The following is a 19,644-nucleotide window of genomic DNA, read 5'->3' as shown; positions in this document are numbered from 1 at the left end:
GGTAAAGGTTTTTTGGAGATGGAGATTACTATTTAGACCGCTACCAACGGCTTGCAGCATACTGTTCTCCGATGCCTGACGCTGACTGTAACGCACTGAGAGTACTCTACGCGCACCACCGCGATGCTCGACGCTGACTGTAACGCACTGAAAGTACTCTATTCCCCCGTTGCCGGTTGGCCGGTTCTGCTTCCCACTAGTAACCCACCTCGAGCACCGCTCACCGCAACTCTTGCTTCCTAGTCTCATGAACCGCCGCCAGGCGATCCAAAATATCGGTCAGCATCGCAGAAGAAGCTTCGCTCCGCTCCTTCTGCGAGAGTATCTCGCCTGCCGGCTGGATATACGGCGCTTCTACGAGCTCGCTCTTCCACTCATCCAGCATCGTCCCGATGCACGACGGCGTCGTTTCCAGATGGAATTGCAAGGCCAATACGGAATCCCCGTACGAGAACGCCTGGTTAGCGCATGCGTCGGAATAGGCGAGTCTCCTCGCGCCTTCGGGCAGCGTGAATGTATCCCCGTGCCATTGAAAGCTAACGAACGACGACGGCAACGCATCGAAGATCGGATGCTTCTCTTCCGTTCTTCGGACCGTATGCCATCCGATCTCCTTCTGCTCTCCGCGATACACTTTCCCGCCCAGTACTTCCGACAGCATTTGGGCTCCGAGGCAAATCCCGAGAACGGGCTTGCCTTCGTCGACGCTTTGCCGGACAAACCGTTTTTCCGCGATCAGCCAAGGATGTTGTTCCTCCTCATACACGCTCATGGGACCGCCTAGAATGACGAGCATATCGAATGCCGCTTGCGCAGGATACTCGACAAAGTCGGAAGGCACGAGCACTTGCAGTTCATGACCCTGCCGAGCGGCCCAAGAAGCAATAACGCTATCATCGTCGAAGGAAAGGTGTTTGAACACGATGATTTTCAACATTTTCCCCTCCTCATTTACGGCTATATAAAGACTATGACCGTATATTAATAGTTCGAGAAGGGCATGTCAATAAATATAACACAGAAAAAATCTTATTCGCATGAGCGATATCCCACATTCAATATTACTCGCGATTAGGTACTCCGGTTAGAATCACGCCATTGTCTCCAACGGCAATGAATTTCTTGGTTATTACATACTCTTTCGTCGACTACGTATAATCCTTACGGTTTTACGCCATCGGAAAGACCGCTGACCAAAGAGTCATAGAGCAGAAGCAACTCTTTAGACGGACGAATGCCGAGTTCTCGATTGAGAAGCTTCACATAATCGGTATATTGCGAGGTTAAACCTTTCTTGTTCTCCTCCCGCGCATGGACCCTCATCAGCAGGCTGACGACCGATTCGTCCAGCGAATTGCGGGCATGCAGTTTCGTGAGCAGCTTGGCGGCAGCAACCGTGTTCCCTTGGGAGAGGAATGCCTCGGCCAATCTCTTCACGAAGAAGGAGTAACGCTCCGCTAAGCGCTCCGTCTCTTGAATCGCCCACACGTAAGCTTTACTGCCGAACAGGTCGCCCGTGTACAGCCTTTCGACCTTAAGCAAGTTATCCACGTTACCGTCCTCTACGCCAAGCTGCTGCTCCATTTGCCGTTCGAACGTCTCGTAGTCGATGACTGCCCGGTTTAACTCCAAGACGTAACCGTCATTCTCCGAACGAACCGTCTCCCGTAAACCGAACGGCTCCAATGACTTCCTCAATTGGTACACGGTCGTATTCAAATACTTCTCCGCGTTATCCCGAGTCATGCCTCCGAAAATATCCGTAACTAACCGGGATCGAGCCACTCTTTTGCCTCGATACAACAGCAGGTAGGCGAATAACTCGGCGCTCTTGCTGGAAATCCATTTGACGCGTCCAGATTCGTTTTGTATGGAAAAATCGCCCAATGCCGTAATGACGATTTCGCTTGCGTCCTTGGTTACCGCTGGTTGCCGCTTACTCTCTTTAATGGAATCCCTGCCGGCAAGCACGCGATTCACCGTCCGTTCCAGCCGTTCTTGCGACACGGGTTTCACCAAGTAATCGACGACGGATAACTCGTAGGCCTGCAAGGCGAATTGCTTGTGCGAAGTGACGAACGCGATTTGCATCTTGCTGCCCGTTCTCTCCATCTCGGCGGCGAATGCCAGTCCGTTCTCGCCAGACATGGAAATATCGACGAACGCGAGTCCGACGTCCGCATTCTCGTTCAGGAAGGCGGAAGCCGAGCGAGTATCCGCGAACGCGCCTGCAACCTGCACTTCGGGATGCTTCTCCAACATCTTGCGCATGATGAGGTGCATCACGGGTTCATCGTCAATCAAGATGACTTTCATGCAAGCCCACCGCCGTTTCTCTTTTCATTAATCGTTCGCTGCTCTCCGAACCCGGTAGCGTGAAGACGAACGTCGTCCCTTGACGCGGCACGCTGTCAAACCGTAAGCTGCCTCCATGGATACGAAGGAATTCGCGGGTTAATACGAGACCGAACCGCATCTCGCCTCCTTCGTTTTCCGCCGACGGCCCCTTAAAGAACAGCTCCTCTTCCCGCAACAGCCGGATCGTCTCTTCATCCATTCCCATGCCGTTATCCTTTACGGACACGCTGACCAACTCCCCGGTCAACGAAGCGTCGATCTCGATGCAACCGCCGATTCCGGTAAACTTGATCGCGTTCGACAGCAGGTTCCGGAAAATCAGGTCGAGCATTTCCTTATCGGCGACTACCGTTAACGTCTCGTCGACCTGCTCCGTCATCCGAATTTGTTTCATGCCGGCTCTTGCTCCGGCCAGAGAAAAGGCCTGCCGGACAACCTGTTGCAAATTCCACGCCAACGGGCGGAAGGACACTTCCCCGTTCTGGCTCCGATACCAATCCAGCAGATTGTCGACCAGATGAAACGTACTGCGCACTTGCCCTTTAATCTCCCGAAATACTTCCGCATGGACAATATCGGAGTCCTTCGGCTCCTCGCCCAGCAGTTCGGTCAAGCTGACCAAATGAGCGATCGGATCGCGGATGTCGTGGGCGACGACGGTGAACAGCTTGTCCTTGAACACGTTAAGCTGCGACATCTGCCTCGCGGTTTCCCGAAGTCGGGCTTCGTTCTCCATCAGCTCCGTAATATCGTTGAACATCAGCATTTTGCCGATCGGGGTACTCCCGGTATCGTGAATGTAAGTAAGACTGCAAATAAAATGTTTGATCTTGCCTTCTTGAACGAGTTGCAAGGAGAACCGTTCGTCCCGGCCCTCCGCGGCGGCGATCCGTCCCGGCAGTTCCGGAATTTCGGACAAAAAGCCATGACCCTGCGCAGGATAGTTGCGAATGGCGGCCAGCCTCGGAAACACTTCTTCGGCAGCCACGTTATGGCTAACGATCTGATCCTCATGATCGAGCAAGACGACTCCGTCTCGAATCGTAGCGAACACTTTGGCCAATGCCAGCGGCGTTAACCGAAGCAGATTGAAGCGGAAAATGCCCCATAAGAAAATAATTCCCGATACGGTGAACCCGAACGGCGTGAAATCGATATTTTGCGCGAAGACGTATACGATGTTGAACATCGCCGGCGCGGCCGCTCCCAGAATAAGAACGACGATCTGCTTCCGGTCTTGGGGCAGCATCCGCCAATACATCGGGATAATCGCCCACATGCCGCAAGTCAGAATGGAGTAGTTGTAGATCGAATGTACCGAATACCACGGGCCCTTGACGGTAGTATAGGCAGAAACCGATGCGCCTTCGCTCAGTACGTAATCCGAATAGATAAGATGATGCCAATCGTTAGTAAGGTGTAAGAAGAAGGTTATGAAGGGGATGACGAACAGCAGAAAGGTCAGCCGGCTTCGCAGTTGCGCTGCCGCTCCCGTAAATTGAATAACGATCAGGAGCCAAAGCGAAGTAACGAACGGAATACCTAAATATTGAATCTGTAAGGCGATCTTGATGCCTCGCAAGCTCGGGCTTAGAATCTCTATCGCATAACCTAGCGCATAGAACGCCGCCGCAAGCATCACGAGAACCATCGTCCGCGCCACTTGCAGTTGACGTTTGCCATAAGACAGGTACGCCACGAACAGCATGAGCGCCGTTGCGATAAACAGTAATAGAGCCATCCATTGTTTCGCGTCCACGACGTCTTCCTCCGTATTTCTGCTTGAGCCCGAACGAACGGACTCGATCGAATAAAGCTTATGTAAGTTATTATAGCATTTACCTTGGCATGGGTAGTATGAGATTCATGCCGCTTTCTCCAATTTGGAAATTAGGCGATATTTTTATTGCAATCGACACCGCAAGGAGCATATAGTAATAGTAATTGATCAAATGATCAATTTTTTAATCAATTAGTCAATAAGAGTAAGATTTCGGTAATCGGGTGCCGAACTGAACTAAGAGATGGAAGGATTTTTAATATTGAAAAATAACGCCGGAGAAAAATCAAGCTTTATATCCGAAGCAAGACGCGAACAAATCATGGATGCAGCGATCCAAACTCTTGACGATATCGGTTACGTTAGTGCCAGTCTTGCTCAAATCGCCAAAAGGGCGGGAATAAGCACAGCCCTGATTTCGTATCATTTTGCCGATAAATACGATTTGATGAATCAATTGCTTATGAAGCTTATCGAAAGATCGACGACTTACATTTTGGAAAGAGTTCGCCGGGAAAGCACGGCAACAGACAAGTTGAATGCGTTCATTGTTGCAAGTCTGGCCTATCAAGGCACGCATCCCGCTCATTATGCGGCGTTGCTCGAAATCGTGTTCAATGCCAGGACGCCGGATAACATTCCGTACTATAAGTTAAACGATGAAGATGAGGAGGACCCTATCATGCGGGAGCTGCAACAAATCTTGCGGGAGGGTCAAGAAACGGGAGAGTTTGGAGAATTTCATGTAGACGTCATGGTCAATATGATCCAAGGTTCAATCGGCGAATATATGCTGAACTTTGCTATTACCAAAAAAGTCGATTTGGAGACGTACAGCAACGAGCTTGTAAAAATCATTCATCGCGCAATAAAAAGATAAGGGAGTGGTTGTTAGATGGTTCCCGCATTTCCGTCTAGACTTCGGCGTCTTACCCCCGCAATAGGCTTGCTCTTGCTTGCGCCATGGGTGGGAGAATTTTTACTAGGCAGCAGTCCGCCTCAGAACCTCTTCGCCGCATTAGTGCTCCTTCTACCGATTTACGGTGGAGGTGCCCTGCTTATTCGCGAAGTAACTCGCCGCACCGGGCGAGGTTGGCCGACCCTATTCCTATTGGCCGCGGCATATGGCGTTATCGAGGCCGGTCTGGCCGACCAATCCCTCTTTAATCCCTCCTTCTTCGATGCTGCCGAGAAGGTCGCGCCTATTCCATTATTAGGAATCAGCGCTTATGATGCTTTGACCTATGTGGTTGGACATTCGATTTGGAGTATTAGCGTTCCTATCGCAATTATCGAGATGCTGACTCCTGCAAGAAACAGAACGCCGTGGTTAGGTAAGGTTGGTCTTGCTATGACCGGTTTTTTGTATTTGATTGGCTGCGCCATCGTCTTTGCTTTCATATACGCCGAGGAGAAATTTATAGCTTCGCCTGCGCAATTTGCCGGCGCTGGCGCCGTTGCGCTCGTACTAATCGTTGCAGCCTTCTCTTTAAGATTGAAACACCGTCCGAAAGTGAATTCGTCCCGAACTCTATTGAAGCCTTGGACGCTCGGTATAGGCTCGTTCGTGGCGGCAAGCCTGTTTTTTGCCAAGCCCGAAAGCTGGGCCGGCGTCATTATGGGGATAATTATCCTAGGTATGGCGTGGTTGCTGGTGCGTCGTTGGTCAAGTCATCCGGGTTGGACGATCCGGCATCAGTTCGCTCTTGTTGCCGGCGCCCTACTGACGTATGCGTGGGGCGGCTTTACGGTGACGTGGCTCTTATGGCCGGATAACACGATAGCTTGGATCGGCAATGTTCTCTTTGCTTTGATCGCGATTGCGCTGCTGTTTGCGATAGCTAAGCATTTACCTCAGGATGCCGTTTCCTCCTGAGAGAAAGACTGCTGATGGCGCCTGTTCACGATGAATAGCAAGCAAGAAACCGCGCAAAAACAGCTCAGGATCAAATAGAGCGCGGAGCTTCCCAGATGTTCGACGATGATTCCTCCCATCGCGTTCCCGAGAATTCCTCCAAGCCCCCAAGTTACCGCCGCGTATACCGTTTGCATCGTCGCGGCCGTTCCTTTGGTAGAATAGCTCTGGATGACTTCCACGGCCGTACCCGCAACGAACGCGAACGCAACCCCATTCAATAATTGAACCGCAAGCGTTAAGGAAACGTCGTTGAAAATAAACAACGTTAAATACTGAATCCCATAGATCGCCGCAGCCAAGCTCAATAACGGATATCTGCCTATTCTCCTGCTAAGCTTCGTAGCCACCCAGAACATCGGAACTTCGATAATGGCGGCGATCGCGTAGGCGCTCCCGATCCAACTCTTATCGAAACCCATCTCTTTGAAGTACAGCGGAAGGAAGTTCATGTTAATCGATCCCGACATCATCACGAGCATGCTCGTACCCATGAATATCATAAAGGGTTTGTTGCGAACGACCTTGCCCATTTGCCCGATTAGCGTAATCTTCGGTCGAGCCACCTTGGCTTTAGGAAGGAGCACGATGACGAAACAGAGGGTTAAACTTACGACCGCATAATAAAGGAAAATATCGTCGTAACCGTATTTATCGTATAAAATGCCGGTGGTAAAAGTACCGACCGCATAACTCAGAGCTCCCCACAGCCTAATGCTCCCGAACGGGTAACCGTTCCTGCTTGCGATCTCCACGGCCATCGCGTCCCCGATCGGTCCGGAAGCCGATTGAAACCATGCGAACAACACGGACAGCGCGAGAAACCCGGCCAACCCCTCCGCGATCTGAAAACCCATTCCGAATACCGGCGCCGCTATGGCGCAAATCATCAATATTTTACGGGGATTGTTAATGCGATCGTTGATCATGCCCATCACGGGCTGCGAAACGATGCTTACCGCGGCCCATAAGGACAAAATAAGTCCGACCGAGGTAGGGCTGAAGCCCTTTTCGCTGAAATATAGACTCGTATAAGGCATAAACACGGATACGGCCAAATACCACAAAAAATAATAGCTTGATAGTTTCGTTTTCAAAGATAATACTCCTCTTTCCCATCGCGAATCAAAGCTTAAAATCTAAATCTATGCGGCGGCTCTTTGCGGGCGAAATCCAAAGCCAAGCAGAGCGAAGGCGAGGAATGCGGCGCCCAAGAACAAAAAGACGCTGTGAACGGATAAATAGCGCAAACCGTAACCGCCGACGGTCGGGCCCAATATGCTTCCTATGCTGAAGTGGATCGATGCGATCACATTGGCCGCCGGTAATATGGCTCGGGGCAATATATCCGCCGCATACGCAAGTCCCAGGGAAAAGAACGAACCGACGACACCGCCGGCGATGGCGAATAATACGAACAGGACCGCAACGTTACTCCCGGCGGCAGGGATGGCCAAGAAAGCGATAGAGCCTATGAACCCGCATACGATCAATACCGGCTTTCTCCCGATCCTATCGCTCCAAATGCCAAGCGGCAACTGTAAGATCAGCCCCCCTACGCCAAATGCCAATAACAGTAGGGAAATCCAATGCTGGCTCAATTCAATGCGCAAGCCATATAACGGAAAGCTGCTGTTCATCGAAGATTCCATCAATCCGTACAAGAGACCGGGTATAAGAACAAACCACGCCATGCGATAGGTGGTCACGAACCGATTCTCGTTCCGGGCTCCTTTCGCGGCCCGCTCGGGTTTCTCATTGTTCATCCTTAGCACGAGCAGCAGCACGCATATGAAGAACGAGCAGGTCACGAGAAACGGAACGGCCCTGCCGAACGGAAGCAGATTGATGCCCAGAGGCCCTATGCTAAAGCCGAGCCCGTAGGCCATGCCGTACAGGGAAATGTATTTTCCCCGCCTATCCGCGGGGCTTGAACTTACGATCCATAACTGGGTGGAAAAATGAAGCAAGCTGTCGCCGACGCCGACGAGTAGCCGCAAAACGAACCAAACCGCAAGCGAATGGGTAAACGGGAACAATAGACTGGTAAGAGTGACTACCGAAATGCCTGTTAGGATAACTTTTTTGTATCCGAAACGAAGGACGGGTTTCTCCGCAAAGAACATCGTGCAGAAAATACCGACATACATGGCGGCGGAGTTCAAACCGTTAATATCCGACGAGACGCCGGAATCCTCAAGCAGAATAGATAATAGAGGCAGCAATAGCCCTTGGCTCATGCCGGCGACCACGACGACCAGAAGCAGGACGATTAAACGGGAACGGAAGGATTGAGATGCCGAGGGAATAACACTTGATGACAAATCGTTGCACTCTCCTTGTTGCGATGTTGCGATTACGATGATGTTGGCCTACGATTGCTCGGAATTCCACTTACACATTGTATCCCTGACCGATGAGCCTGACAACCGTAGGCGGAGGAACGGCCAAAAACCGACGATCCGGAGGATCATCGGTTTGAGCGCAGCCCATTGTTATTAAAGAATAGCGAGCAGCGCGTCGTGAATAGCCCCATTGGAAGCGATCAAAGTCTTATCGCTCAGGCTGAACGGAGCCCCTTGCCTATTCGTCACCTTGCCTCCGGCTTCTTGTATCATTAACACGCCGGCCGCAACGTCCCATGGGTAGAGACCCTCATGCCAGAAGCCGGTTAGCTTGCCCGACGCTACTAAACAGAGATCAAGGCTAGCAGCGCCGAGAATGCGCACGCTTCTGGATTGCCCCGTTAAGTTGCCGATCTGCTCGACGGCCGGGGAATTCGGTCTCCAATCATCTGCTTGGAAACCCGTGGCCAGCACGGCGTTCTCCAATAGCGATTCCGGATTTACTCGAATGATCTGACCGTTCAAGTTTGCGCCATACCCCCTCTGGGCAGAATAGAGCTCCCGGGTCATGGGATTATAGACAACCCCGCATACGGGTATCCCATCCCTTACAATGCCGATCGATATCGCAAAATGAGGCAAACCATGAATAAAATTAATCGTTCCGTCGATAGGATCGATAATCCACCCGTATCCCTTTTGCGGCTGCCGGAAGGCTTCATGCGAACTCCTTAGAACGCCATCCGTTTCCTCCGACATAATCCAGTGCTCCGGGTAATCGCCGGCAATCCGTTCCCGAACGATTCTCTCGCTTAGGAGATCGACCTCGGTCACAAGATCCGAAGCGTTCTTCTTCTCTTGGATATGCAACGGCTTCTCCATGAGGCTCACGATCTGCTCGCCTGCCTCCCGCGCATAGCGGGCCGCATCCATCATCAAGACCGTCTCAACCTTCTCGTTATCGTTCATTATTTTCTCCTTAGTCGACGTTAGTTCGATGATTTCATTAAGCACCATACGCCTGCCGCAATAATCAGAATGCTGCCTAGCTTAGATAGATTAAAGGAATTTCTGGGCAAACCCATAAATCCGAAATGATCGATAATTGCCGAAGCTATAATCTGTCCCGCTATGATCAGAACAAAGACCGGCAAAGCCCCGACCGCCCCCGTCGCATAGGAAACTCCGAACATGATGCCTACGCCCAGCATCCCCGCGACGATGATCCACGGAATCATGCTCAGCTCTAACGGAGCAGACTTCACGCGCCAAACGACAAGGGAAGCGACTAAGATTTGTACGGCCGAAACGCCGATAATCATACCGTATTGACCAAGAAACTTACCGATATACGCATTGATGATCCCTTGGACGACTCCCAGCATTCCTGCGGAGAGAGCAAGCAAGAGCGACAATCCATTTGCCTTCAAAGTGATTCTCCTATCCGATTTCGACAATCGCCGTTTCGCTCTCTAATCTGCGAGAAATCTCCCGCTCCGTTTGTCCCGTGATATAGAACGCGGTATCGCCGCCGGAACAAAAAGCCTCCCATTCCGGCCGCAGCTTCTCGGCACTCTCGGCGTTAATGGGGATGATACAATAAGCTGGCTTGATCCAAGAAAGAACGCGGGCATTAAACCCGTCCGGCAACCCGTGATGGGACACCTTCCACACCCAGCATTGAATATCCATTCGCCCGGCGATACGTTCCCATCCGGCTTCCAGTTGATCTCCTCCCAACAAAATGCTCTTGTCGGGCTCGCTCTCGAATTGAAGCCGATATACCGAGCTATCGTCATTGGACAAAGCAAAGAAGTGCTCCAATGCTTGCAAGTCATCGTCCGCAATGGCCTTTAATAGCGTTTCATAGGCAGGGAGCCGGTCGCCGCTCCACGGATAAAGATGAGTCAGCGATATGCCTTCTTCCGACCAAAGTACCGATTGTTCGCTTGATCCGTATTCGTTGCGCCAAATGATTTCGGTCTTTTGTTGCCGTAACAGCCGAATAAGCTCCAAATAAGCCGACAACATCCCGTAAACGCGTTTGGATAACTCGTTTCCGTGCCGTTCCACGATTTGTTCGGATATCGGTTGGAAGGGGGGATAGGGAAGAACCGCCTTGCTCACCGACTTAACTCGGGCCACATCTAGCAGACCGTTCAAATGGTCCTCATGAATGTGAGTCAGAATCATCCAGTCCAGATGCTCGATCCCCCGTCTGTCCATCCAAGCTAACGGATGATCCCGATCAGGGGATTCCAACCCGTCTCCCCCATCGATTAAAGTCAAACGTCCGGAAGGCAACCGAATCAGATGCGCATCTCCCCAGCCGACATTAAGGAATTGAACATGAACCTTGGTCATAGGGCATCTCCCGGCAAAATATGAATGTTGTGCTTATCCAGAGCGAAATGGATGTTGCCTTGCAGGTACCCTCGCATGCTGGGGCTTGTGTCATCGACGATCCATTGAAACGGTCCGACGTTGACCCAATACCGAATCGTGCGTCCAAGAAAGCTGCTTTTCTCGATCGCACCGCTCCACGCGTTTTCTCTGGCGTCCCCGATATCCGTCTCGTTTATAAGCACTAGACATTCAGGTCTTATCACGAGAGTTACCTTGTCTCCCGCTTGCAAGGCAGATTGGCTTTGATACACACGGAACAAGGACGATTCGCTCCGTACCACGATATCGTTTCCTTCAATGGCGGCGACCACGCCCGCTACGAAGTTAGCCGTCCCGACAAAGTCGGCAACAAACGGGGTTCGCGGCTTAAAGTATATATCCCAAGGGGTACCGACTTGGGCGATGCGTCCCTTCTCGAACACCGCTATCGTATCGGAAATAGCTAACGCCTCATCCTGATCATGCGTAACGAAAATAGCGGTAATTCCTAAACGCCGTTGCAGTTCCCTTAGTTCATTCCTCACCTCGACCCTCATCTTGGCATCGAGATTACTAAGCGGTTCATCCATGAGCAGAATTTGCTGCCCCGTAATAAGCGCTCTGGCGAAGGCTACGCGCTGCTGCTGTCCGCCGCTCAACTCCTTGGGCTGTCTTCCCTGCAAGCCTTGAAGCCCGAACATGTCCAACATAGCGTTCACTTTGTCTTTCGTTTCCTGCTTGGACGCCTTCTGCATCTTTAATCCGTAAGAGATGTTCTCGTATACCGACATATGCGGGAAAAGCGCGTATTCTTGGAAAACGAGCGGGGTGTTTCTCTTGAATACCGGCATTCCGTTTACTTGTTGTCCATGGATATGGATTTGTCCGTGATCCGGCTCGTAAAATCCGGCGATCAGCCGCATGAGCGTCGTCTTCCCGCATCCGCTAGGTCCGAGCAACGTCGTGAAACTCCCCATCGGAATATCGAGCGAAACTTGACTGATGGCTTGGAATTGTCCGAAAGATTTCGTCACGTTATCGATTTGAATGGCATGTTTGGGTTCGCTCATGGTGGCCTCCGGCTACAGTTCAATTGATTTACCGTCTTTTCTTAATAACAGCTTCATAACGATCAACGCGGCGAAGGCTATGGAGATCAGCACGACGGTAAAGGCCGATGCGCTGCCCCATGCTCCGTCCTGCACGAGGCTGAGAATGGATATGGTGCCGACGGACGTCTTCGCGGAATAGATAAAGATAATGACGCTTAAGCAGGTGATCGACCTTAGGAACGAGGTGACGATCCCCGTCATGAACGGTCCGCTCAATAAGGGGAGCACGATTTTCCTGAAGGTGGTTACGCTCCCTGCCCCCAGATTCTGCGAGGCTTCTTCAAGCGCTCCGCCGATCTGCTGAAGACCTGCCAAACTCGCGCTGTAACATGTCGGCAAATTCCAGAACATGAGCGCCAGCACCATGATCAAGGAAGTTCCCGTGAGCAGGAAAGGCTCTTTGTTAAAAGCTAACGCGAACCCAAGGCCAAGGAATACGCCAGGAATCGCGCCAGGCAGAATCGCCAAGAAATCAAGCATGCGATTAATGCCTACGCGTTTCTTCTGAACGATATAAGCTAGCGGCAGCGAAAGTAACCCGGCAGCTACCGAGGAGAAAATAGCAAACTTCAGACTGTTATAGATTTCGCGTCCTTTGTCCGTAACGTAATGCATATTTTTCAAGGTGAACGACCAATCATACCCCCAAGTCGTCGTGAAGGCGCCATAGAACAGAACCCCGTAGACCGCGAGAATGAAGAGAGTAACGAACATGCAGAAGGAAAATAGCCCCCATTTCACGGCACGCGGAAGCGGATAATGCTCTAAGGACGTTTCTTTGCCCGTAACGGTAACGTAGGAACGCTTGCCCACCCAAAATCTATTCCATAGAAATAGACCAAGCGCCGGGACGAGTAATGCAGTGGAAAGCACGGTAGCCGATCTTAGATCGAATAGCCCCGTCATCTGCATGTAGGCTTCCGTCGGCAATACGTTGAAGTTCCCGGCTATAATTATCGGGTTTCCGAAGTCGGCCAGCACGTTCATAGCCGCGATTAGAGCGCCGCCGGCGACACCCGGACGGCATAGCGGGAAGAAAACCTTCTTAAAAACTTGCCAATGGGTCCCGCCCAGATTGTAAGCGGCGTACTCCAAGTTCGAAGAGATGGACTTCATAACTCCGTGAATGACAGCGAACGCGTAAGGGAAGAAGGTAATCGTCTGAACCATCCATAACCCTTGCCAGCCGTAAATATCGAAATTCATATGCAGTACGTGTTTGGAAATCATGCCTTGCCTACCGAAGAGAAGAATATAGGACAAAGCAACGATGAACGGCGGAGAAACGATAGGCAATATCGTAATGAACTTAAATAGCCCTTTGAAAGGGACATTTAACCTTGTTATCGTATAGGAAAATGCAAAAGCGACAAGCGTGCAAGAAAACGTGGAAATCGCCGTAATGAACAAACTATTCAACGCGGCCCGGCTCCAGCGGGAATTCGTAAAAAGCTTAAGGTAATCTTCCATATGCGAATAACTAACGACCTTAAGAATCGGCCATAGGACAAAAAAACCGGTAATCGCGATAATGGCTACAATGGCAATGGCGAGCAGAGGTTCTCTTCTTAATCTCTTCATTTCCATCCAGGTTTCTCTAGCTGCGGGAGAAGACACAACGTTCCACACCTTTCGGAGATAAACCGTACGCCTCCTCCCGCGGATGCAAAACTCGTGTGAACTTCTGCAGGAGGAGCGTACGGATATCGTTTATTATTTAGCCGGCAGTTGCGTGAATTTCTCAACGGTCGCAGGCTTCATCTCGGCAGCTTTAGTTCTGTCGTAAGCGACGAGATCCACGTCTTCGATCTTGATCATGCCTTCCGGAGGCGCTACGTCTTTACGAACGGAATACCGATTGGACATTTGGGTATTCATTTCGCCGACGGGCTTCGTTAATAACCAGTCCACGAATTTCTTCGCGTTTTCCGTGTTTCCGCCGCCCTTAACGATACCGACTCCGCCGATTTCGAAAGCCGTTTGTTTCGGAATGATGACTTTAATCGGATAGCCTTGTTTAGCGGACTTCACGATATCATGCGCCCACGACATCCCGATTACGAATTCGCCGGTAGCGGTAAGGTTAATTCCGTCGCCTGCCGCTTTCGTATAATGGTGCACGTTTTCATTCAATTTTTTCAGATAATCCCAACCCTTGTCCTCGCCCAAACGGAACAATTGATCGGCAACGAAGATATATCCGCCGCCGGCCGTAGCCGGGTTGGAAGTGATAAACAAATCCTTATAGTTAGCATCGAGCAGGTCGTCCCACGTCGTCGGTTCTTTTACGCCTTTAGGCGCAAGCTCCTTCTCGAATCTTTCCGTATTTAGAACGATCCCTAGCACGCCCATGTACCAGCCCTGCCAGAACCCGTTCGGGTCGTTAAATTGCGCGTCGAGATCCTTCGCGTTCGGGGAAACGTAATTTTCAAGAATACCCTCTTTCCCCAGCGGCTCGTAAAATTCAACGGAACCGCCCACGAAAATATCGGCCTGCGGGTTCGCTTTCTCGGCCAATATGCGCGTGCTGGCTTCGCCCGCGTTTCCTAAGCGCAAGTATTCGATTTCGATACCTGTATCCTCTTTGAACTTCTTCGAAAGCTGAATAATATCGTCTTCGTTAAGAGCGGCGTACACGACAAGTTTATTCGATTCCGGGGAAGCCGAAGCCGATGGGGTCGGCTCGGGACTTGCTGTTTCAACCGCCGATTGCGATGGGGATTCGCTTGCCGCGTTCGTTGGACCGTCGTTCTTAGCGCCGCAACCCGATACCACCATAACCGCCATTAACATAACCGCCGTCATTACGCTTACGAATCTCGAGCTTGTTTTCTTGAACATTGTAATCCTCCTGATCCATGGTTATCTTTATTTGCGAGGAGCTGTCTAGACATCCTATGGCTCATTATCAGGGTGAACTGTCATCGTTGTATTACGCGTATATTAAATATGAATTAACAAGCATAAACGGCTTTCGCCGTCCTTAGGGATGGCGGAGGAACGTTATGTCGGAGGTGATTCAGAAATGAACATCGTGAAACCTATAAATTCTGAATCACTTAGAAAACCGCCCTTCTTAACGTGCAAGAAGAGCGGTTTGGCTTCCGAATATAACGATTACCGTTCCCGACGCACCCAAAATTTGAATACGTCGTTACGGAAATAATCATAAGAGAATAAGATAGGCACCCTGTCCTCGTCGTAATGCGTTTGTTTCAATAAAAGAACCGTAGATTCGGGTTTCACCTGCAACTTGCGGGCATTCCTATCCGAAGCCGGAGGGACGATCAACTCGGTGTTGGCAGCCACGATTCGAATACCGCAAGCATCTTCAAGAAACTTCATAAGCGAACCACGCAGAGGTATCCTCTGAAAAGCGTCCCCGAGCAAGGCATTAGGCATAATATTAATGTTAAACGAAACGGGCTCGTCGTCGGCCATTCGAATCCGCTCGACGACCGTTACGGGATCTTGGGGGTTAATCTGCAAGAAATCCGCCCATTCCTCCTTGCACGGTTCAACGCGGATGGACTCGTGGTGTTCCCCTTCCGTTAAGGCGGCCGAAGTAATCATCTCCGAAGTAGAGCTGAGCCGATCGATACTGCTGGGGATCGAAGCTAACGGACGAACGACGAAACGCCCTATTCCGCTGCGCACTCTCAGCTTGCCTTCCCGTTCCATCTGCTTGACGGCAGCCCGGAACGTCTCTCGGCTTACATTGAACTTGCGAGCCATGTCAGGCTCGGATGGAAGCATCGAACCGATCGGCAGCTCCCCTGTCCGAATTTGCCGTTCGAGCTCTTCCTTAATAATCAAATAGTTGTGTTTCATCCTATTACATCCATCTTTCTAGGCTTTAGTTTTGTATAAGCGCGTGTTCAAAAAGTCAGGTTTTCAGCACCGAGAAGGTTAGATGAAGCTAGGGACCGAGGAGCGGAGCGTAGGCAAAACCTACGTGAGCACCTACAAGGTTTCCGGAGGAAACCTACTTCGGGAGCGTATGCTCTAGGCCCGGCTGAATTCAAGATTCGATGTCGAATCCGCATCTTGCTTCGCTTCGTGATCAAAAGATGACTTTTTGAACTTCCTCTACAATCGAGAGTTCAAAGAGTCAGGTTTTCAGCACCGAGAAGGTTGGATGAAGCTAGGGGCTGAGGAGCGGAGCGTAGGCAAACCTACGTGAGCACCTACAAGGTTTCCGGAGGAAACCTACTTCGAAAGCATATGCTCTAGGCCCGGCTGAATTCAAGATTCGATGTCGAATCCGCATCTTGCTTCGCTTCGTGATCAAAAGATGACTTTTTGAACTTCCTCTATAAGGGATGTCTAGACAATGTAATCCTAGTGTTAGCATATCCCTCGTTTGTTAACGCAGATTCACGGTAAATCGAGTTTATTGTAAAATACCGCCCACAGCAAAAAACACCGATCCTTTTCGATCAGTGCTTGGGGCATTTTGGAATATGCGTATTCTTAAATCAGTCCCGACTCACCCGTTATCTCTGGATCATCCTCGTAAATCTCATTTGACTGTAGCCAAACTATATATCCTGTCTGACTAAGTGCATTTTGTACATTTAATTAAAGGGAGACATCGCTCACCAACAATCTAACGTCAAAAAATGCAACTAGATGCGCGAGTTTGATGTGGATGACCGGACTATCGGCAAACTAGTTGTACAAATTACATTTAGAATGTCAAAAGCCAGCGATAACCGAGAACTAAGTGTAGAAAATGCAATAAGATTGAACTGACATTGGCAGAAAACAAGTCTAATTCTAATTCCATAGTCCTGTTGCCTTGCCGCTTACCGGCTGCCCCCGATTCCAAACCGCAGTGCACTCCCGATCCTACAACTTAAACTTTTCTACGGCCGCTTCCAAGCCTGCGCTTCTCTTCTTAAGAAGCTCCGTCGTATCGGCAATTCTTTTCGCCGCTTCCAATTGATTCGACGACATCTTCCGAATGGAACCCGTATTTTCCGCAGCCTGTATAGAGATCCGGGAGATTTGCTCTACCGATGCGGCAACCTCTTCCGAGCTGGCTAGAACTTCCTCCGCGCCTGCGGATATATCCTGTATCTGATGATTGACGATCATGAAACGATCGATCGTGTGATTAAACAGCCTTTCCGCTTGGCCGGAGAGCTCTGTTCCTTTGGTCATCTCTATGCTCCCCGCCAACATTCTCTCGCCGATATGAATGGATTCTTGATGAATTTGTTGCAGAAGGGACGTAATATGCTGCGCGGACACGGAAGAAGCCTCTGCCAACTTACGCACTTCCCCGGCAACGACCGCAAAACCCGCTCCTTGTTCTCCCGCTCTCGCTGCCTCGATGGAAGCATTCAGCGCCAATAGCTTTGTTTGATCGGCGATGCTCGTAATCGATTGGAGTACCGGTCCGATCTCGCTCATATAGGCGTTAAGAATCTGTACGGAATTCGTAGTCTGCAAGGCAACATCCGACATCGTAGCTACTTGATCTTTCAGATTATGAATGGATTGTTGGCCTTCCTCGGCGATTTCCAACGCTTCCGCCGAAGCTATCGCCACGTTAGCGGACGCTTCCGAAACCCGCTGAATCGCAGAAGTGATTTCCTCCATCGATTTCGCGCTTTCCTCCGCTCCCGCACGCTGATGCAAAGCTCCTTCGGACAACTCGGCTATGGACCGCTCGAGCTTCACGTTTAAACTCACCATCTGTTCCGTTTCGGAACTGAACTGATCGGTAGACTCCACGAGATTGTGCGTCGTTGTCTTCATGTCCTGAACCACGTCGCCAAGCGTGACGCTAAGTCTCTCGCTCATCTTGGCCATGGCCGAGTATACTTGCCCGATCTCGTCATTCGAGCGAACCCGCTTGGCGTTCATGTGAGCTTTGGCTTCCGCGAGATCTCCGCGGGCGATGGCTTCCGCTCCTCTTACGATGACGCTTAACGGCCGCAGAGCACGGAACATATACCATACGACCAAGAGGAAGAAGATTAACGCAATTGCTCCCATCAATACGAATACAGGCAAGCTTTGCTTAATGACTTCTCGATATATCGTTTTCGACACGGATACATCCGTATCGATTCCGAGCGCTCCGATTACGGTTCCAGCCGAATCCCGAATAGGCGCATACGAAGAGATGTAGTCGCCGTACTCCGGATTCTCGATGATACCCGACTTAGCGGACTGCCCCTTCATAATCGCCGCTACCGCCTCCTTCGGCATATCGGTGACTTCTCCGATCGGAGACGCCGAATCCGACCCTTTCGGTTGACCGTCGATCAGAATAATCGGTTGTCCTTGGCCGTCGATTTGCACCGTATATACGTACATTGCTCCGATCTGCAGACGATACCGATTCAACTCTTCGCGCAGGCTCCAATAGAGTTCATTCTCCTGTACGTCCTGTAAATAGGCTTCATAGCTCTTCACGTTGAATTGTCCCGCATATGCCTCTGCCGTGTGGATGCTGAAATTGCCTATAGCCTCTTCGCTTGCTTCCTTCGTGTTCTGGATTTGCATGTAAATGAGGGTGGAGCAGAGGATAATGAGGATCGCCAAAATAACGGCGGATAACTTGAATACCAAGCGGCTTCTAAATCTGATCATGATGTCCAAACCCCTCTGGCGATCGTTGGCGGAAAGTCTACGATGACCGCATAATTCAATCTTCTTGTTCATTCGACAAAATTCCTGAGTTTTCCTTCTCGGTCTTCTCAATCGCACAAAACAAATTAGGGCTCTTCCTTTTCGTGGGGGTTCGGGGTGCGGAAACTGCGACAAGAAAAGAGCTACAGGAGAAGGCTCCTGAGCTCTTTTTGTTTTTGCATGATTACTGAGACCGAGTTAGACGGCTTTTCCTGGCTTTTCCGTCTATCTCCTCACCAACTAACCTACCTGAAACCGAGGTAGACGTTTTTTCCGCCTATCTCCTCACCAACTAGCCTACCTGAGACCGAGGTAGACGGTTTTTTGAGACAATCGATTAACTATGCGGAAGTTCGAATAATAGAAAAATCATTTACATTTTCAAAACTGTCCATAATAAATAGACAGCCTCTAAAATCGACAAATTCTTGCGCAGTGGCCAGTTTCAGCGAGAGTTACTCGAAATAATCGACTAATTCGGGTGAGGTGAGTAGTTTCAGCGAAAGTTACTCGAAATAATCGATTAATTCTGGCGCGGTGGCCAGTTTCAGCGAGAGTTACTCGAAATAATCGATTAATTCTGGCGCGGTGGCCAGTTTCAGCGAGAGTTGCTCGAAATAATCGATTAATTCTGGCGCGGTGGCCAGTTTCAGCGAAAGTTACTCGAAATAATCGACTAATTTTGGCGCGGTGAGTAGTTTCAGCGAGAGTTACTCGAAATAATCGATTAATTCTGGCGCGGTGACCAGTTTCAGCGAAAGTTACTCGAAATAATCGACTAATTCGGGCGCAGTGGCCAGTTTCAGCGAGAGTTACTCGAAATAATCGACTAATTCTGGACCGGTGACCAGTTTCAGCGAGAGTTACTCGAAATAATCGACTAATTCTGGCGCAGTGGCCAGTTTCAGCGAGAGTTACTCGATAAAATCGACTAATTCTGGCGCAGTGGCCAGTTTCAGCGAAAGTTACTCGAAATACGACTAATTCTGGACCGGTGACCAGTTTCAGCGAGAGTTACTCGAAATAATCGACTAATTCTGGACCGGTGACCAGTTTCAGCGAAAGTTACTCGAAATAATCGACTAATTCTGAACCGGTGACCAG

The 19,644-nt window shown here is 50.3% G+C and carries 15 protein-coding genes; 2 read left to right on the top strand and 13 right to left on the bottom strand.

The features are described from left to right. Positions 1 to 220: 220 nt before the first annotated feature. From HH215_RS26800 to HH215_RS26790, 3 genes are all read right to left on the bottom strand, one after another. On the bottom strand, positions 221 to 937 hold the full coding sequence (locus tag HH215_RS26800) for a type 1 glutamine amidotransferase (protein ID WP_254450239.1): 717 nt from the start codon (positions 935 to 937) through the stop codon (positions 221 to 223). 224 nt (positions 938 to 1,161) lie between these two features. After that, positions 1,162 to 2,316 carry a response regulator gene (locus HH215_RS26795; protein ID WP_169282667.1) on the bottom strand — a complete coding sequence of 385 codons (1,155 nt, stop codon included), beginning with the start codon at positions 2,314 to 2,316 and terminating at the stop codon, positions 1,162 to 1,164. Then, entirely contained in the window at positions 2,297 to 4,117 is a 1,821-nt protein-coding gene (locus tag HH215_RS26790; protein WP_169282666.1) for a sensor histidine kinase, read from the bottom strand. The genes HH215_RS26795 and HH215_RS26790 overlap by 20 nt, the downstream gene beginning before the upstream one ends. A gap of 283 nt (positions 4,118 to 4,400) precedes the next feature. Between HH215_RS26790 and HH215_RS26785 the strand changes: the two genes are divergently transcribed. Then, positions 4,401 to 5,018 (top strand): TetR/AcrR family transcriptional regulator, encoded by a 618-nt coding sequence (locus HH215_RS26785; protein ID WP_254450238.1) that lies wholly within the window; start codon positions 4,401 to 4,403, stop codon positions 5,016 to 5,018. Between the two features lie 15 nt (positions 5,019 to 5,033). Then, a complete protein-coding gene (locus HH215_RS26780; protein WP_169282664.1) occupies positions 5,034 to 6,014 on the top strand; it encodes an AF_0692 family protein in 981 nt (326 codons plus the stop codon). Here the strand turns inward: HH215_RS26780 and HH215_RS26775 are convergent. The 10 genes from HH215_RS26775 to HH215_RS26730 all read right to left on the bottom strand — a co-directional run bounded on the left by HH215_RS26775 (position 5,993) and on the right by HH215_RS26730 (position 18,501). After that, the gene (locus tag HH215_RS26775) at positions 5,993 to 7,150 is read right to left on the bottom strand and encodes an MFS transporter (protein WP_169282663.1); all 1,158 of its coding nucleotides are present in this window, start codon (positions 7,148 to 7,150) and stop codon (positions 5,993 to 5,995) included. The genes HH215_RS26780 and HH215_RS26775 overlap by 22 nt on opposite strands. A 48-nt stretch (positions 7,151 to 7,198) precedes the next feature. Then, a complete protein-coding gene (locus tag HH215_RS26770) occupies positions 7,199 to 8,377 on the bottom strand; it encodes an MFS transporter (RefSeq protein ID WP_256376637.1) in 1,179 nt (392 codons plus the stop codon). 174 nt (positions 8,378 to 8,551) lie between these two features. Further along, complete coding sequence (locus tag HH215_RS26765) at positions 8,552 to 9,367, bottom strand: inositol monophosphatase family protein (protein ID WP_169282662.1); 816 nt, start codon at positions 9,365 to 9,367, stop codon at positions 8,552 to 8,554. Between the two features lie 20 nt (positions 9,368 to 9,387). After that, positions 9,388 to 9,828, bottom strand: coding sequence for a DMT family transporter (locus HH215_RS26760; RefSeq protein WP_169282661.1), 441 nt, complete (start codon positions 9,826 to 9,828; stop codon positions 9,388 to 9,390). Between the two features lie 10 nt (positions 9,829 to 9,838). Continuing rightward, positions 9,839 to 10,762: a ComEC/Rec2 family competence protein gene (locus HH215_RS26755; RefSeq protein WP_169282660.1), complete on the bottom strand. Its 924-nt coding sequence runs from the start codon at positions 10,760 to 10,762 to the stop codon at positions 9,839 to 9,841. Beyond that, positions 10,759 to 11,853 (bottom strand): ABC transporter ATP-binding protein, encoded by a 1,095-nt coding sequence (locus tag HH215_RS26750; RefSeq protein WP_169282659.1) that lies wholly within the window; start codon positions 11,851 to 11,853, stop codon positions 10,759 to 10,761. Before HH215_RS26750 ends, HH215_RS26755 begins: the two co-directional genes overlap by 4 nt. Before the next feature lie 12 nt (positions 11,854 to 11,865). Beyond that, positions 11,866 to 13,482, bottom strand: a complete 1,617-nt coding sequence (locus tag HH215_RS26745) for an ABC transporter permease (protein WP_169282658.1) — start codon at positions 13,480 to 13,482, stop codon at positions 11,866 to 11,868. Between the two features lie 126 nt (positions 13,483 to 13,608). Next, positions 13,609 to 14,736 (bottom strand): ABC transporter substrate-binding protein, encoded by a 1,128-nt coding sequence (locus tag HH215_RS26740; protein WP_169282657.1) that lies wholly within the window; start codon positions 14,734 to 14,736, stop codon positions 13,609 to 13,611. Positions 14,737 to 15,012: 276 nt separating this feature from the next. Further along, positions 15,013 to 15,726, bottom strand: a complete 714-nt coding sequence (locus HH215_RS26735) for a GntR family transcriptional regulator (RefSeq protein WP_169282656.1) — start codon at positions 15,724 to 15,726, stop codon at positions 15,013 to 15,015. 1,020 nt (positions 15,727 to 16,746) lie between these two features. Next, positions 16,747 to 18,501, bottom strand: coding sequence for a methyl-accepting chemotaxis protein (locus HH215_RS26730; RefSeq protein WP_169282655.1), 1,755 nt, complete (start codon positions 18,499 to 18,501; stop codon positions 16,747 to 16,749). Positions 18,502 to 19,644 lie beyond the last annotated feature (1,143 nt).

The sequence above is a fragment of the Cohnella herbarum genome (genome assembly GCF_012849095.1).
GTDB lineage: Bacteria > Bacillota > Bacilli > Paenibacillales > Paenibacillaceae > Cohnella > Cohnella herbarum.
This window is presented reverse-complemented; position numbering and strand designations above follow the sequence as displayed.

Coding starts and splice junctions, on each gene's coding strand:
- HH215_RS26800 (WP_254450239.1), bottom strand. CDS start 937: ATGTTGAAAATCATCGTGTTCAAACACCTTTCCTTCGACGATGATAGC.
- HH215_RS26795 (WP_169282667.1), bottom strand. CDS start 2,316: ATGAAAGTCATCTTGATTGACGATGAACCCGTGATGCACCTCATCATG.
- HH215_RS26780 (WP_169282664.1), top strand. CDS start 5,034: ATGGTTCCCGCATTTCCGTCTAGACTTCGGCGTCTTACCCCCGCAATA.
- HH215_RS26765 (WP_169282662.1), bottom strand. CDS start 9,367: ATGAACGATAACGAGAAGGTTGAGACGGTCTTGATGATGGATGCGGCC.
- HH215_RS26755 (WP_169282660.1), bottom strand. CDS start 10,762: ATGACCAAGGTTCATGTTCAATTCCTTAATGTCGGCTGGGGAGATGCG.
- HH215_RS26750 (WP_169282659.1), bottom strand. CDS start 11,853: ATGAGCGAACCCAAACATGCCATTCAAATCGATAACGTGACGAAATCT.
- HH215_RS26745 (WP_169282658.1), bottom strand. CDS start 13,482: ATGGAAATGAAGAGATTAAGAAGAGAACCTCTGCTCGCCATTGCCATT.
- HH215_RS26740 (WP_169282657.1), bottom strand. CDS start 14,736: ATGTTCAAGAAAACAAGCTCGAGATTCGTAAGCGTAATGACGGCGGTT.
- HH215_RS26735 (WP_169282656.1), bottom strand. CDS start 15,726: ATGAAACACAACTATTTGATTATTAAGGAAGAGCTCGAACGGCAAATT.
- HH215_RS26730 (WP_169282655.1), bottom strand. CDS start 18,501: ATGATCAGATTTAGAAGCCGCTTGGTATTCAAGTTATCCGCCGTTATT.